Here is a 14,801-nt window from a genome sequence, read left to right on the forward strand (position 1 = left end):
TTGGTACAGTTAATTGGCGTTTAACAGACCAAATAAGCTTTTATCGGTTGTAAATTATTTTTTAGATATAACTCTTTTGAAGCCAATCTTTGTAATTTCCCACTAGTTGTTTTAGGAAATGAAGAAGGCTCTATAAGTACAACATCTTTAACCTGAATTTGATACTCCCTGGACACAGCCAAGTATATAGCGTTTGTAACCTCTTCTATATCAATTTTTCTTCTAAATTCTCGTTTAACTTCCTGCACAATTATCAAGGATTCACCACCATCTTCACTTTCTATCGCAAAAGCAGAACCACAACCTGGTCTCAATGACTCATGTGCTGTTTGTACCGTATGCTCAATATCCTGTGGGTAATAGTTTTTACCTCTTATAATGATTAAGTCTTTATGCCTTCCTGAAATATATAAATTTTGGTCTATCATAAATCCAAGATCCCCTGTTCTAAAAAATCCTTCTTCATTAACATCCTGAATATAAGCATTAAACACTTCCTGTGTCAGTTTTTCATTCTGCCAATAACCAACAGCTACACTAGGGCTTTTAATCCATATTTCTCCTATTTCTCCATCTTTAGATAAAGTACAAGTTTCGGGATTTACGATATGTATTTCATGTCCCTCTTCTTTACTTCCGCAGGAGACAAATGATATTTTATTAGTGTTTTCTTTGGTTATTACTTGTACTTTTTGATTTTTAAGAGCTTCTTTATCTATATTTATAGTGAATGGTTCTTTTGTTTTTTCTCCAGAAGAAACCAATAATGTTGCTTCTGCCAAACCATACACTGGTAAAAATGTTGACATTTTGAAGTTAGACACTTTAAATTTTTGAAAGAAATCAATCAATGTACTCTCTTTCACGGGCTCTGCTCCACTATAAGCTACTTTCCAGTTACTAAGATCTAAAGATGCTAATTTTTCTTCTGATATTTTTCTCACGCACAATTGATATGCAAAATCGGGAGCCCCACTAATCACACCTCCTTGTTCTTTTCTTTTAGAGATTTGATCTAACCAAAGAAAAGGGTTTCTTAGAAATGTCATCGGAGCCATTGAAGTTAATCCAATCCCACTATATAAAGGCTGAAGAATCCCTCCTATTAGTCCCATATCATGATAAGGAGGTAACCAACTTACCATATGTGTTCCAGAGTAACATCCCAAAGCATCTCGTATTGCTTTTAGGTTGTCTAACAAATTAGTATTATTAAGAATTACTCCTTTTGGATTTCCTGTTGATCCTGAAGTATATTGTAAAAAGACTATATCTGTTGGTTTTACTTTTTCTGGAACATATTCTATATTAGGTGAAGAAACGATAAAATCGGTTGCTATCCATCCTATCTGACTTAGACATTCTACACCTTCTCTTCTATCATCATTTACTATAGTAGCTTCAGAAAGGGAATCAACATAATTCATTATACCAGATGTACTTAATGCATATTTAGATTGAGAATCCTTTATTATCATTAATAATCTTTCTGTATTTCTACTATCTGGCGGATAAGCAGGAACAGGAATAACTCCTGCATATAAGCAACCAAAAAAAGCACTTATATATTCGATTCCCGGGGGATATAATAATAAGACTCTATCTCCAAAATCTAATTTCTGTTTTAATTCTAAAGCTATTGCTTTTGCCCTATTGGATAACTCTCCATAAGTAACTTTCTCTTCTTTTTCTTTAGACTGTAAGAAAATGATAGCGGTTTTGTCTCTTTCAATTTCACCCCTTAGATATAAAATCTCAGCGATTGATTTAAATTCTTTTGTTTCCATTTAAAAGGTTTTAAGAGTAATTTGTATATAATTAAAGTTGGGTTATTTATAATTTTTTTTCAACATCCTGACACACATTAAAATAAAAAATATAAAAAAGTGATGACAATTAATAAGAACATGGTTAACTATCCTTATCTATCGTTATATAAAACTAAAAATTATTTAAGTTCAATATATTTCATCACATTTCATTATTAGCTTTATGCATTGCTCCATTCTTTTAAATTCAAAATTATCAGACATACAAAACAACATCATTAATTATGAATTTATAAATATATAGCAATAGGTTTTAATTAATTATATAGTCAATCAATATAATATATTCATCACTTATTTATTTATTCTTTCAACCACTATAATTAATTCAATAATTATATGATATTAGAATAAAAATAAACAACTAGGGGTAGGTAATTTTACTTGATTAACAATACAAATATGGATAATTAAAATCTAACAAAAAGTAATTCTGCTTTTAAATAAATGTTAAATAAATATAATCTTAAAATAGGTGCTTTAAAATCATGAAAATAAAAAAAACACTGTTTTTATTAGAAGATTTTACATTATTATTTTATTCAACCTCTTTATTTTGAGGTTAAAACCTCAACCGTTTTATTATGATTACTTGTTTATTGTATAGTCTGTAAATATGTAGAAGCTATTCTTTTTTGTGTTTTTGGGTAGTAAACATTATTTAACATTAGAATACTAAAGTCTAATTATTTTTTTACTTCTTGATTATATAACACTTCTAATTCTAACTTATTAATTTGTTTTTTTAATGATTTCAAAGAGCTTTTATCCTTGTTTTTGATTAAAGAATTAACAGCAGATAATATTTTTCCTTTTATCAAATTAAGTCTACTGTCTTGATCTAAAAACAAAGTATCTACACCACTTACTAATTCATATGAAGTATCTACTTTATCGTATTGAGCAATACTCTTTTTTCTTTCTAAATTTTCTTTTGTAATTTTTATTTTATGTTTTAAGTCCGATTCGTTAACAATAACCCAATCTTCTGTACCTTCTGCCTGTAGCAAAATAGCGAGGTCTGATTTTTTCATTTTAATCTCACCCATTAATATTTGCAGTTTAAGCTTAGGGTTTGTTTCACTAATCAAATTAAGAGCCATTGAATATTTTTCATCACGTTTAATCGTACTTTCACTTACATTAAACTCTTTAGAAAGTAATTTAGATGTCGAAAGGTCAATTTGACCCTTCGATGATACATTTTCATATCCACCCTTATTTTTTTTTGTCATACAGTATTTTAACCCTCGATAATAGCTTAATTGGTCTGGATTAAGGTTTCTTCTTCCTAACTGATTATTTAGCATCCAAAATTTTACTTCCTCGATGTCTGCAAAAACCATTTTTTTAGTTCTATAACGAATATTATTCTCTGTGCAGATCTGATAACGATTATGACCGTCAATTAGAATTAACTCATCATTTTTTTCCCATACCAAAAGAGCCTCTCTACACCCTTCAGAAATTATACTTTTACGTAGTAATTGATATTCTTCTTTGGATAAAGGAACAATGTGCTCCTTTAATTCCTGAATAATCCTTATGTTTTTCATGCAATCGGAAATAATATTGGCTTAATGATCAAATATACAAAATTCATTAAGTCTATAAACCTTAAAGCATTACTCTATAGAAAAAGAGAATATTACTTAAAATATACTAGTAAAAAACAACAAGTATCAAATTATTCTAATTTTAGAATTCTACAAATTATCAAAAAAAAATCAAAATTCTGATTATCAGATATTTAAATGCAAAAAACTTAATTATGGATACAAACTAAGTTTTATATTCCTGCAATACTCTTTAATGTAACAATAGTATCTTCTGCTAACTCATCTGCTTTTTCCTGACTTAAAGCTTCTGTATATATACGAATGATAGGTTCTGTATTACTTTTACGTAAATGCACCCAATTATCCTTAAAATCAACCTTTACACCATCTACGGTAGAAACTTCTTCAGATTCATGTTTTTTATGAAACCCTTTCAAAATGGCGTCAACATCTAAACCAGGAGTTAACTGAACTTTATTTTTGCTCATAAAATAAGACGGGTAGCTATTTTTTAATTCGCTTACGCTACATTTTTTTTCTGCTAAATGCGTAAGAAACAAAGCTACTCCTACCAAAGAATCTCTTCCATAGTGTGATTCTGGATAAATAATACCTCCATTTCCTTCTCCTCCAATGACCGCTTTATTTGCCTTCATTTTTTCAACTACATTAACCTCTCCTACTGCACTTGCTTCATAAGTTCCATTATGTTTTTGAGTTATATCTCTCAATGCTCTGCTAGATGATAAATTTGAAACCGTATTCCCTGGTGTTTTACCTAATACAAAATCTGCACAAGCTACCAATGTGTATTCTTCTCCAAACATTTCACCATCTTCACTCATAAAGGCTAATCGGTCTACATCTGGATCTACTGTAAGTCCAAAATCTGCTTTCTCTTTTACTACTAAATCAGATAAATCTGTCAGGTGTTCTTTTAATGGTTCTGGATTATGAGGAAAATGCCCATTTGGTTCACAATACAACTCCACAGTCTCTACTCCCATTTTTTGAAGTAATTTTGGTATTGCAATACCTCCTGTAGAATTCACCGCATCAACAACCACCTTAAAATTAGCTTTTTTTACTAATTCTGCATCTACTAAAGAAAGGTTCAATACTTCTTCAATATGTTTATCAATATAAGTGTCATTTACAGTAATACTTCCTAAATCGTCAACTTCTGCAAAGACGTATGTATCATTTTCTGCGATTTCCAAAATCTTTTTACCATTATCGGCATTCAAAAATTCTCCTTTATGATTTAAAAGTTTTAAAGCATTCCATTGTTTTGGATTATGACTGGCCGTGAGAATTATTCCTCCATCCGCTTTTTCTAATGTTACTGCTATTTCTACCGTTGGTGTAGTAGAGAGTCCTAAATCAATCACATGAATTCCTAAACCAACCAAACTATTCATTACTAATTGTTGAATCATAGAACCAGATATTCTGGCATCACGCCCTACCACTACTTTTGGATGTTTTGTTTTTGTTTCCTCTTTTAACCAACTACCATAAGCAGAGGCAAATTTAACCGCATCTACTGGTGTTAGGTTATCTCCAACAGTTCCTCCAATTGTACCTCTAATTCCTGAAATTGATTTTATTAATGTCATGCTTATAATTGATTGTATATTTTTAAGTGTAAATGTACGAGCTATGGCAGACTACTACAACTTTAGCATTAAAATTTACAAAAAAACAATATTAACTTTCTAAAAAATTGTAAATTCCCATAATGAACTTTCTAGCCCATATTTATCTTTCTGGGGAAGATCCAGAGCTTAAAATAGGTAATTTTATTGCTGATTCTGTTAAAGGAAAAAAATACCTAAACTATCCGAATCGTATTCAACAAGGAATTACATTACATCGTAAAATTGATTCTTATACCGATACTCATCCTATTGTAAAAAAAAGTGTTTCACGACTATTTCCTAAGTACAGGCATTATAGCACTGTTATTGTTGATATTCTATATGACCATTTTTTAGCTAATAATTGGGTGGAATATTCTGAAATTCCTTTAGAGGAGTACACAGTCTCTTTTTATGAACTGCTCCATCAATATCATCAGGTTTTACCTAAGCAAATTCAAAATTTTTTACCATATATGATTAAGGACAATTGGTTACTAAGTTACGCTTCTATTTCGGGAATAGGAAGTGCTTTATCTGGTATGAATAGAAGAACAAAAAACAAATCCAGAATGGATCTGGCAGTAAATGAGCTAGAATTTTACTATTCGGAATTTGATAAAGAGTTTCGTTCATTTTTTGAAGAACTCAAAGTATACACCGAAAATGAAATAAAAGTATTATAATATATTACAATGTATTGCTAAATCATCTTAATCAGCATATTATAACGGTTAAAAATAAGATATCAAAACTATACCTAATGAAACACACATTTCTTTTATTACTCTTCTCTCTTTTCTTCTCCTGTAAAAATAATAGTATTGATCAACAAAAAGAAACCGAACCTGTATTAGGTCTGATTACTCAAAAAGCCATGGTAGTTTCGGCGAGAAAAGAAGCTTCAGCAATTGGTGCTGCTATTATGAAAAAAGGAGGTAATGCTTTTGATGCTATGGTCGCTACAGAAATGGCACTTGCTGTGGCCTACCCATTTGCCGGAAGTCTTGGTGGTGGCGGTTTTATGGTATATCGTAAAGCAGATGGAGAAACAGGAGCATTAGATTATAGAGAAAAAGCCCCTCTTGCCGCTTATAAAGATATGTATCTGGATGAAAATGGCGATCCGATACCCGAAAAAAGTCAAGTCGGAGCTCTGGCAATTGGAGTTCCTGGTACAATAGCTGGAATTTTTGCCGTACACAAAAGGTTTGGCACATTGCCAATAGAAGAAATACTTAGTCCGGTAGTTGATCTGGCTAATCGTGGTTTTGCAGTTACTGAAAAACAAAGAAAACGGTTTGAAAATTATAAAGAATTGTTTTTTGAAGTTAACAAAGACACTATTCTCTTTGCCAAAAATTACAAAGCAGGAGACACTATCAAAAACATAAAACTTGCAGCAACGCTGAAACGTATCATTAAAAATGGAAAAGAAGAATTCTATGTCGGTAAAACTGGTAAAAAACTGGTTGAACACATACAATCAAATGGAGGAATAATTACTTTGGAAGATTTGTCAAAATATGAAGCAAAATGGAGGGAACCGGTACGGTTTAACTACAAAAATCTTTCTGTAATATCCATGTCTCCTCCATCTAGTGGAGGGGTTTGTTTAGCACAAATCATGAAAATGATAGAGCCCTATGAAATTTCTAAATATGGTCATAACCAACTTAAAACGATTCAGGTTATTACAGAAGCTGAACGAAGAGCATATGCAGATCGTAGTTTTTATCTTGGTGATCCAGATTTCACAAAAATACCAATAGACACCCTAATTGGGATGCCATATCTTACCGATCGTATGTCTGATTTTAACTTTGAAAAAGCAACACCATCATCAGAAATAAACTGCGGAATGATTCCTGGTTATGAAAGTGATGAAACCACCCACTACTCTATTGTTGATCAGTTTGGTAATGCAATCTCTGTAACGATAACACTTAATGGTGCATATGGATCTAAGTTATATGCTTCAGAAATCGGAACGTTCTTAAATAATGAAATGGATGATTTTAGTGCTAAACCAGGAGTTCCGAATATGTTTGGTCTAATTGGTGCACAAGCCAATGCAATAGCGCCTGAAAAAAGAATGCTAAGTTCTATGACTCCTACTATTGTAGAAAAAAACGATACATTCTGGATGTCTGTTGGTACTCCAGGAGGATCTACAATTATTACCTCTGTATTACAAACGATACTCAATGTAGAAGAATTTGGGATGACCATGCAAGAGGCCGTAAACGCTCCTCGTTTTCATCATCAATGGTTACCTGATGTTGTAGTTTTTGAACCAGAATCTTTTGACCCCGTATTATTAGATAGTTTAAGTCAAAAAGGATATAAAATTGATGAAGAAACTTCAAAAATTATTGGTAAGGTTGATGGAATACTAGTTTTACCAAATGGCACCCTGGAAGGAGGAGCTGATAAGCGTGGAGATGATACTGCAGTTGGGTTTTAATTTAGTAATCCATTTTTTTCTTATTGTGATACAAATACCAAATAAAAAAACCAGATAACAGCTATGATTATCTGGTTTTTTGGAAAATAAATTATTGATAAAAACCGGTTTTTATCAAATCTAAAATTAATTTACTTTTTTGATTTTACCTATACCTTTATGATCTAACTTCGTAGTTTTGGCATTTCCTTTATAATAAACACTTCCAATACCTGAAGATGTGATACTTATTTCTTCTTCTGCATTAACTTCAACTTTTCCGATACCAGAATTATTAACCTCTAATTTTTGTGCAATTAAATTATATGCTCGTAACGCCCCCGTTCCATTATTATCAAGTTTCATTTCTCCAACTTTTCCTTCAAGGGTTAAATTCCCTACCATAGAAATCTCTCCTTCTAATTTATTACAGTTTAATTTTAAAGATGTATTTCCTACTCCTGAAACTTTTAGGTCAAGTTCTGTCAAAGAAAGTTCTGAAGCCGTTTTAACATTTCCAACTCCGGTAACTTTAAGTCTTTTTAAGTCCTTTAAAGTTATGTAAACATTCATTTTTGTTTTTTTCTTGACATTCATTCCTTTTTTCCAACCTAAAACAAGAGTATTACCTTGGTTCTTTACCGTAACTACCTGTTGTAAATTTTCATCTGCTTCTACAGTAACAGATTCTTTTTGTCCTTGTGCTAAGTATACATTATACACTCCTTTTACTATAAGCTCATTAAAAGAAGATATTGTTCTTTCTTCCTTAGTAACATTACCATTACCTTTTATTTTATTTTGAGCAACGCTCAAATTAATTGTAAATAATGCAATCACAATGAATAATAGTGAATTGATGATTTTGCTGTTTGTTTTCATATGATTCGTTTTTAAATAATGAATGAATTGATTTGTTATGAGATTCCTTTAATGATTGTATGTTTGATAAATAGACAAAATTCTTCTCTTATTGTTACAGTTTGTACTATAAATTTTACTTGTTTGTTTATTCTCTACATCTATTAAATTTAAAAATGTGCATAAAAAAAATGCGCAACCATAGGTTGCGCATTTTTATCATTATGTATAAGAATAATCTACTTTACTTCTTCAAAATCAACATCCTCTACATCACTTCCTTCAGAACCATTATCTCCAGAAGGTTGATCTGAAGCTGTATCAGGTCCAGGTTGTCCATTCTGTTGTGCTTCGGCCTGAGCTTTGTACATTTCTTCACTAGCTACTTTCCAAGCTTCATTGATTTTATCAAGAGCAGGTTGGATAACAGCAAGATCTTTTGTCTCATGTGCTTTTTTCAATTCTTCTAAAGCTTCCTCGATTGGTTTTTTCTTATCATCAGATAATTTATCACCAAACTCAGTAAGTTGTTTCTCTGTCTGGAAAATCATTCCATCAGCTTCATTAAGCTTATCAGCAGTTTCTTTGGCTGCTTTATCTGCTTCTGCGTTAGCTTCAGCTTCCTGCTTCATTTTCTCTATTTCTTCTTCTGTCAATCCTGAAGAAGCTTCGATACGAATATCCTGAGATTTATTTGTTGCTTTATCTGTAGCAGAAACTTTTATGATACCATTGGCATCAATATCAAAAGTAACTTCGATTTGCGGAGTTCCTCTTTGTGCTGGCGGAATTCCATCAAGATGGAAACGACCAATGGTTTTATTATCTGCAGCCATAGGACGCTCTCCTTGCAATACATGAATCTCAACCGATGGTTGGTTATCAGCTGCAGTAGAAAATACTTGTGATTTCTTAGTAGGAATCGTAGTATTTGCATCAATAAGCTTAGTCATAACATTACCCATAGTTTCTATACCTAAAGAAAGTGGAGTAACATCTAATAATAAAACATCTTTAACATCTCCTGTTAATACTCCTCCTTGGATAGCTGCTCCAACTGCAACAACTTCATCTGGATTCACTCCTTTACTAGGTGATTTACCAAAGAATTTCTCAACAGCTTCCTGTACAGCAGGAATACGAGTAGATCCTCCTACTAATATAATTTCATCAATATCACTAGTTGATAATCCAGCAGCCTTAAGTGCTGTACGACATGGTTCTATCGTTCTTTTTACTAAATCATCTATTAATTGATCAAATTTTGCTTTTGTTAGTGTTCTTACCAAGTGCTTAGGACCACTTGCAGTAGCTGTAACATATGGTAAGTTAATTTCAGTTTGAGCAGATGATGATAACTCAATTTTAGCTTTTTCTGCAGCTTCTTTAAGACGTTGTAAAGCCATTGGATCTTCTCTTAGATCCATATTCTCTTCACTTTTAAACTCTTCTGCTAACCAATCAATGATTTTTTGATCTACATCGTCTCCTCCTAAATGTGTATCTCCATCTGTAGATAATACTTCAAAAACGCCATCACCTAATTCTAGTATAGAAACATCATGTGTACCTCCACCAAAATCAAATACTACGATTTTCTGATCTGTACCTTTTTTATCAAGACCATAAGCTAATGCTGCTGCTGTAGGTTCGTTGATAATTCTTTCTACTTTAAGACCAGCGATCTCTCCTGCTTCTTTGGTAGCCTGACGTTGCGCATCATTAAAGTAAGCTGGTACAGTAATTACTGCACTAGTGACATCCTGACCAAGATAATCTTCTGCTGTTTTCTTCATTTTCTGAAGTGTCATTGCAGATAATTCTTGTGGTGTATATAAGCGCCCATCAATATCAACTCGTGGCGTATCATTATCTCCTTTTACAACTTTATAAGCTGCTCTTTGGGCTTCTTTTGAAGATTCAGAGAATTTATTTCCCATAAATCTTTTAATCGAAGAGATAGTCTTAGTTGGATTAGTAACCGCTTGACGCTTTGCAGGATCTCCTACTTTAATTTCTCCTCCTTCTACAAATGCAATGACAGAAGGGGTAGTTCTCTTACCTTCAGCATTAGGGATTACTACAGGCTCATTACCTTCCATTACAGAAACACAAGAGTTGGTTGTCCCTAAGTCTATTCCTATTATTTTACTCATTTTTATATTTAAATTATTATACTATTATTCGTACTAATTCAATGCTGTTAAGTCAATGATTATGCCATTACAATCAATCTGACAGGATGTCATTACAATCTATTATATTAATATTAAACAAGCTATTAACTCTAAATAAAAAACAGTAGTAACTATTCCTTAAAAAACAAGTTTCTTTATTGTCAAAAAACTATATTTACCGCTTAAATTTTATCAATAGTTTAAATTATGGAATGTATCAGTGTTTTTGATATGTTGAAAATAGGTGTTGGTCCTTCTAGTTCACATACATTAGGTCCTTGGCGAGCAGGTCGAAGATGGATAGCAGAATTAAAAAGTAACAAAGTATTTGAATCTGTTACTGTAATCACAGTTGATCTTTTTGGTTCGTTATCATTAACAGGAAAAGGTCATGCTACTGATATTGCTGTAATTTTAGGATTATATGGTTATGATCCTCAAACCATAGATGTTTCTACCATATCTTCTATTATAGATACTATTAACACTGATAAAGAACTTATCCTTAATAATGAGATAAGAATACCTTTTGACCCTAAGACACAGATTATATTTAATCGAGAATTTAAAGAGTTTCACCCTAATGGTATGACATTTCATGCCATATTGAACAACGGAGAAAAAATATCTTCTTCTTTCTATTCTATAGGAGGTGGATTTGTAGTACAGGAAGAACGAAAAAGAAAAGAGAAGAAACTTGAAAAATTTCAATATTTTCCTTTACCGATACAAAAAGCTACAGATTTACTTCAATATTGTACTTCTCAAAACAAAAAAGTATCTGAAATCGTCCTTGAAAATGAAAGATCACTAAGAAGTGATGATGAGATTAATAATCGAATCGCTCAAGTCTGGAATACAATGCTCGAATCTATGTATATAGGTTGTCATACAGAAGGAACATTACCTGGTGGGCTAAATGTTAGAAGAAGAGCTTATGATACTCATAAAAAATTGATAGGTACTACTCCCTATAGTACACCTACAGAATGGATTGAATCTATTCGAGATACCGAAGTAAAATTTCGTCAAATCCTTAAATGGGTATCATGCTTTGCCCTAGCAGTAAATGAAGTTAATGCCTCTTTAGGAAGAGTCGTAACTGCTCCAACAAATGGAAGTGCTGGTGTTATTCCTGCAGTCATGATGTACTATATGGTTATCGAGAATCACGATGCTAACTTTGATGATGTAAAACAATTTATGTTAGTTGCTGGCGAAATTGGAAGCTTATTTAAAAAAGGAGCTACTATTTCTGCTGCTATGGGTGGTTGTCAAGCCGAAATTGGTGTCTCATCAGCAATGGCAGCTGGAGCATTAACTGAGTTAATGGGAGGTACTCCTGATCAAGTCCTTATGGCTAGTGAAATTGCTATGGAACATCATTTGGGACTCACCTGTGACCCCATAGGTGGTTTAGTTCAGGTTCCTTGTATAGAACGAAATGCTATGGGTGCCATAAAAGCAATTAATGCATGCGAAATGGCATTAGATACAGATGCTGCAAATGCTAAAGTCCCTTTGGATAAAGTAATCGAAACGATGTGGGAAACCGCTCAAGATATGAATACCAAATATAAAGAGACAAGCGAAGGTGGTCTGGCTATTAAAGTTAGCCTAAGTGATTGTTAGATTTATTTAACAATCATAGCCTAAAACAGTAAGGCTCTTTTCTTAATCAATTTTTTAATATTTATTTGCATCCTTCCCGATGTCTGGTATCTGCAAGAGCAATAATTTTCCAGTCTTTACCATCATTGAATAACTGAAATACATTTACTCCACAATGACTAAAATTATCATTGACATAAAACTCATACGGAGTCCAGGCATTTGCTATAAATGCATCTGTATCGATTTTAAATGATAATAATCGTTCTTCCCATTTCTGTTCTGCCGGTCTATTTTTAATCGCTAAAACAAATTTTCCAACATCTGTCTTAATAGTCTTAGAATGCCCTTCTTTATTCCTCGCAATAGTTTGCATTACTATATTATTATCCATGGTACTCTTCATTTTAAGAGTATCACCAGAATGAAATCCTTCAAAAAACTTTAAAATGGTTTGTTTTACTTCTTCTTTATAATTATTTACATCATCTACAGCTACTTCTTTTTGTGAAAAAGCATTCCAAGAAAATAACACAATAAATAATAATGATATTTTATACATAACGTTTTTTATTTTTTGATCGATATAAAAGTAAGGTTTTAATTATTTTCTAAAATAGATAATTTTTACTTCAATATCATAAAGAAAAATCAAAAGCAGATTACTCTTGTTACCATATTGGTAATTCATTACTTTTACAGTCCTTAAAAAAAACAATACAAATGTCTACAGCTAAAAAAGATTACAAACGAGTGACGGTTAAATCCCTAGTGGAAATGAAGGCTAATAAAGAAAAGATATCGATGTTAACCGCATATGACTATACTATGGCTAAAATTGTTGATGGCGCCGGTGTCGATGTAATTCTTGTAGGCGATTCTGCATCTAATGTGATGGCTGGTCATGAGACAACATTACCTATTACTTTGGATCAAATGATATATCATGCTTCTTCTGTTATTCGTGCAATTGATCGTGCATTGATTGTGGTTGACTTACCTTTTGGAAGTTATCAAAGTGATCCTAAAGAAGCTTTACGTTCTGCAATACGAATAATGAAAGAATCTGGAGGACATGCTGTAAAATTAGAAGGCGGAAAAGAAATTAAAGAATCAATAAAGAGAATCCTTAATGCAGGAATTCCCGTAATGGGACACCTTGGGTTAACTCCTCAATCTATTTATAAATTTGGTACATACACTGTAAGAGCAAAAGAAGAAGAAGAAGCTCAAAAACTAAAAGAAGACGCGCTTATGCTTGAAAAAGCAGGGTGTTTTGCTATTGTTCTTGAAAAAGTACCTGCCAAATTGGCTAAAGAAGTTGCAGAAAGTCTCACTATACCTATTATCGGAATTGGAGCAGGAAATGGTGTTGATGGGCAAGTATTGGTAACACATGATATGTTAGGTATGACTCATGAATTCAACCCTCGCTTCTTAAGACGTTATTTAGACCTGTATACTGAAATGACAAACGCTTTTAAACAATATGTAACTGATGTTAAAGCTGTTGATTTCCCTAATGAAAATGAGCAATATTAATTTTGAGTAAACTTGATTATTAGAGCTGTTATTAAAATGACGTCAAAGTTTAATACTACATTACAATACTTCTAAAATCTAATAATCTAAAAAACCAAGATGTCGAAAAGTTTCTCTACAAAAGATAACCTGCAAGTTCTCTATGAAGACAATCATATTATTATTATCAATAAACGTCCGGGAGATATTGTACAGGGTGATAAAACTGGTGACACTCCACTTAGTGAAGTCGTTAAAGAATATATTGCCGAAAAATACAATAAACCAGGAGCTGTATATCTAGGTGTAGTACATCGATTAGATAGACCTACTAGTGGTATTGTTGTATTTGCAAGAACAAGTAAAGCTTTACCAAGACTTAATAAATTATTTGCAAATAAAGAAGCTCAAAAAACATACTGGGCCGTTGTAAAAAAACAACCTCCAAAAGAAAAAGATACTCTTATACATTGGTTAAAAAGAAACCCTAAACAAAATAAATCATACGCCTACACAAAAGAAGTTCCTGATAGTAAAAAGGCAATTTTAGAATATAAAATAATTAAAAAACTAGATCGTTATTATCTTTTGGAAATTGATCTTCATACGGGACGTCACCACCAAATAAGATCTCAACTTTCTGATATAAGATCCATAATAAAAGGAGATTTAAAATATGGAGCAGATCGCAGTAATAAAAATGGAAGTATTCATCTGCATGCAAGAAAACTTACATTTATACATCCGGTCAAAAAAGAATCCCTTACAATAATCGCTCCTCCTCCATCTGATTCGATTTGGGATCATTGCTTATGATTTAAAATTTGTTTTGAATGATGTTGTATATGTTCTACATAGTCGACAATTAACCAATCTAAGGTTTTTAAATCATCCTCTTCAATATCAATTTTGTAGTTTAATTCTTCTGTACTTAAGTTTTTAATAACAAAAATAATTTGTTTATTCAACGTACCCCATAGTTCAACTATGTTTTCAATTGTGCATTCTTGATAACGATTTACTTTTACCAAATCGTTTTGATTATATTTTCTAACTATATACGGTTTAGGTTCAAATTGTACTTCTGTAAATCGTTGTAAATTATGTATTGCAGAGTCGATTAGATGTCCTAAGATTTCTTTTTTAGACCATTTTAT

Annotated in this window: 12 protein-coding genes; 5 read left to right on the plus strand and 7 right to left on the minus strand. The window is 32.0% G+C overall.

Translation table 11 applies throughout. The features are described 5' to 3' along the window. Window positions 1-20 precede the first annotated feature (20 nt). The 3 genes from PQF96_RS28085 to glmM all read right to left on the minus strand — a co-directional run bounded on the left by PQF96_RS28085 (window position 21) and on the right by glmM (window position 5,007). Window positions 21-1,787 (minus strand): fatty acyl-AMP ligase, encoded by a 1,767-nt coding sequence (locus tag PQF96_RS28085; protein WP_271770333.1) that lies wholly within the window; start codon window positions 1,785-1,787, stop codon window positions 21-23. Window positions 1,788-2,515: 728 nt separating this feature from the next. Next, the gene (locus tag PQF96_RS28090) at window positions 2,516-3,385 is read right to left on the minus strand and encodes a ParB N-terminal domain-containing protein (protein WP_109435411.1); all 870 of its coding nucleotides are present in this window, start codon (window positions 3,383-3,385) and stop codon (window positions 2,516-2,518) included. A 233-nt stretch (window positions 3,386-3,618) separates the two neighbouring features. Further along, the gene (glmM, locus tag PQF96_RS28095; RefSeq protein ID WP_109435412.1) at window positions 3,619-5,007 is read right to left on the minus strand and encodes a phosphoglucosamine mutase; all 1,389 of its coding nucleotides are present in this window, start codon (window positions 5,005-5,007) and stop codon (window positions 3,619-3,621) included. A gap of 122 nt (window positions 5,008-5,129) precedes the next feature. Between glmM and PQF96_RS28100 the strand changes: the two genes are divergently transcribed. Together PQF96_RS28100 and ggt are read left to right on the plus strand one after the other, a co-directional pair. Continuing rightward, entirely contained in the window at window positions 5,130-5,714 is a 585-nt protein-coding gene (locus tag PQF96_RS28100) for an acyl carrier protein phosphodiesterase (protein WP_109435413.1), read from the plus strand. Window positions 5,715-5,791: 77 nt separating this feature from the next. After that, on the plus strand, window positions 5,792-7,495 hold the full coding sequence (gene ggt / locus PQF96_RS28105) for a gamma-glutamyltransferase (protein ID WP_271770335.1): 1,704 nt from the start codon (window positions 5,792-5,794) through the stop codon (window positions 7,493-7,495). Window positions 7,496-7,621: 126 nt separating this feature from the next. Here ggt and PQF96_RS28110 read toward each other — a convergent pair whose 3' ends face one another. Continuing rightward, window positions 7,622-8,356 carry a head GIN domain-containing protein gene (locus PQF96_RS28110; RefSeq protein WP_109435415.1) on the minus strand — a complete coding sequence of 245 codons (735 nt, stop codon included), beginning with the start codon at window positions 8,354-8,356 and terminating at the stop codon, window positions 7,622-7,624. Between the two features lie 218 nt (window positions 8,357-8,574). Continuing rightward, window positions 8,575-10,491: a molecular chaperone DnaK gene (gene dnaK / locus PQF96_RS28115; RefSeq protein ID WP_109435416.1), complete on the minus strand. Its 1,917-nt coding sequence runs from the start codon at window positions 10,489-10,491 to the stop codon at window positions 8,575-8,577. 228 nt (window positions 10,492-10,719) lie between these two features. Between dnaK and PQF96_RS28120 the strand changes: the two genes are divergently transcribed. Further along, complete coding sequence (locus PQF96_RS28120) at window positions 10,720-12,144, plus strand: L-serine ammonia-lyase (RefSeq protein WP_271770336.1); 1,425 nt, start codon at window positions 10,720-10,722, stop codon at window positions 12,142-12,144. A 61-nt stretch (window positions 12,145-12,205) separates the two neighbouring features. On the opposite strand, the gene PQF96_RS28125 is transcribed toward PQF96_RS28120, so the two are convergent. Continuing rightward, window positions 12,206-12,685 carry a nuclear transport factor 2 family protein gene (locus tag PQF96_RS28125; RefSeq protein WP_271770338.1) on the minus strand — a complete coding sequence of 160 codons (480 nt, stop codon included), beginning with the start codon at window positions 12,683-12,685 and terminating at the stop codon, window positions 12,206-12,208. Window positions 12,686-12,846: 161 nt separating this feature from the next. Between PQF96_RS28125 and panB the strand changes: the two genes are divergently transcribed. Beyond that, window positions 12,847-13,665 (plus strand): 3-methyl-2-oxobutanoate hydroxymethyltransferase, encoded by an 819-nt coding sequence (panB, locus tag PQF96_RS28130; RefSeq protein ID WP_109435419.1) that lies wholly within the window; start codon window positions 12,847-12,849, stop codon window positions 13,663-13,665. A 99-nt stretch (window positions 13,666-13,764) separates the two neighbouring features. Then, on the plus strand, window positions 13,765-14,460 hold the full coding sequence (locus PQF96_RS28135; protein WP_271770341.1) for an RluA family pseudouridine synthase: 696 nt from the start codon (window positions 13,765-13,767) through the stop codon (window positions 14,458-14,460). Here PQF96_RS28135 and PQF96_RS28140 read toward each other — a convergent pair. After that, the coding region (locus PQF96_RS28140) for a DinB family protein (RefSeq protein ID WP_271770343.1) at window positions 14,448-14,801 on the minus strand (354 nt) is incomplete at its 5' end. The two genes, PQF96_RS28135 and PQF96_RS28140, sit on opposite strands and share 13 nt — an antisense overlap.

The sequence above is a fragment of the Aquimarina algiphila genome, assembly GCF_947494415.1.
GTDB classification, from domain to species: Bacteria; Bacteroidota; Bacteroidia; order Flavobacteriales; family Flavobacteriaceae; genus Aquimarina; species Aquimarina algiphila.

Coding starts and splice junctions, on each gene's coding strand:
- PQF96_RS28085 (WP_271770333.1), bottom strand. CDS start 1,787: ATGGAAACAAAAGAATTTAAATCAATCGCTGAGATTTTATATCTAAGG.
- PQF96_RS28090 (WP_109435411.1), bottom strand. CDS start 3,385: ATGAAAAACATAAGGATTATTCAGGAATTAAAGGAGCACATTGTTCCT.
- glmM (WP_109435412.1), bottom strand. CDS start 5,007: ATGACATTAATAAAATCAATTTCAGGAATTAGAGGTACAATTGGAGGA.
- PQF96_RS28100 (WP_109435413.1), top strand. CDS start 5,130: ATGAACTTTCTAGCCCATATTTATCTTTCTGGGGAAGATCCAGAGCTT.
- ggt (WP_271770335.1), top strand. CDS start 5,792: ATGAAACACACATTTCTTTTATTACTCTTCTCTCTTTTCTTCTCCTGT.
- PQF96_RS28110 (WP_109435415.1), bottom strand. CDS start 8,356: ATGAAAACAAACAGCAAAATCATCAATTCACTATTATTCATTGTGATT.
- dnaK (WP_109435416.1), bottom strand. CDS start 10,491: ATGAGTAAAATAATAGGAATAGACTTAGGGACAACCAACTCTTGTGTT.
- PQF96_RS28120 (WP_271770336.1), top strand. CDS start 10,720: ATGGAATGTATCAGTGTTTTTGATATGTTGAAAATAGGTGTTGGTCCT.
- PQF96_RS28125 (WP_271770338.1), bottom strand. CDS start 12,685: ATGTATAAAATATCATTATTATTTATTGTGTTATTTTCTTGGAATGCT.
- panB (WP_109435419.1), top strand. CDS start 12,847: ATGTCTACAGCTAAAAAAGATTACAAACGAGTGACGGTTAAATCCCTA.
- PQF96_RS28135 (WP_271770341.1), top strand. CDS start 13,765: ATGTCGAAAAGTTTCTCTACAAAAGATAACCTGCAAGTTCTCTATGAA.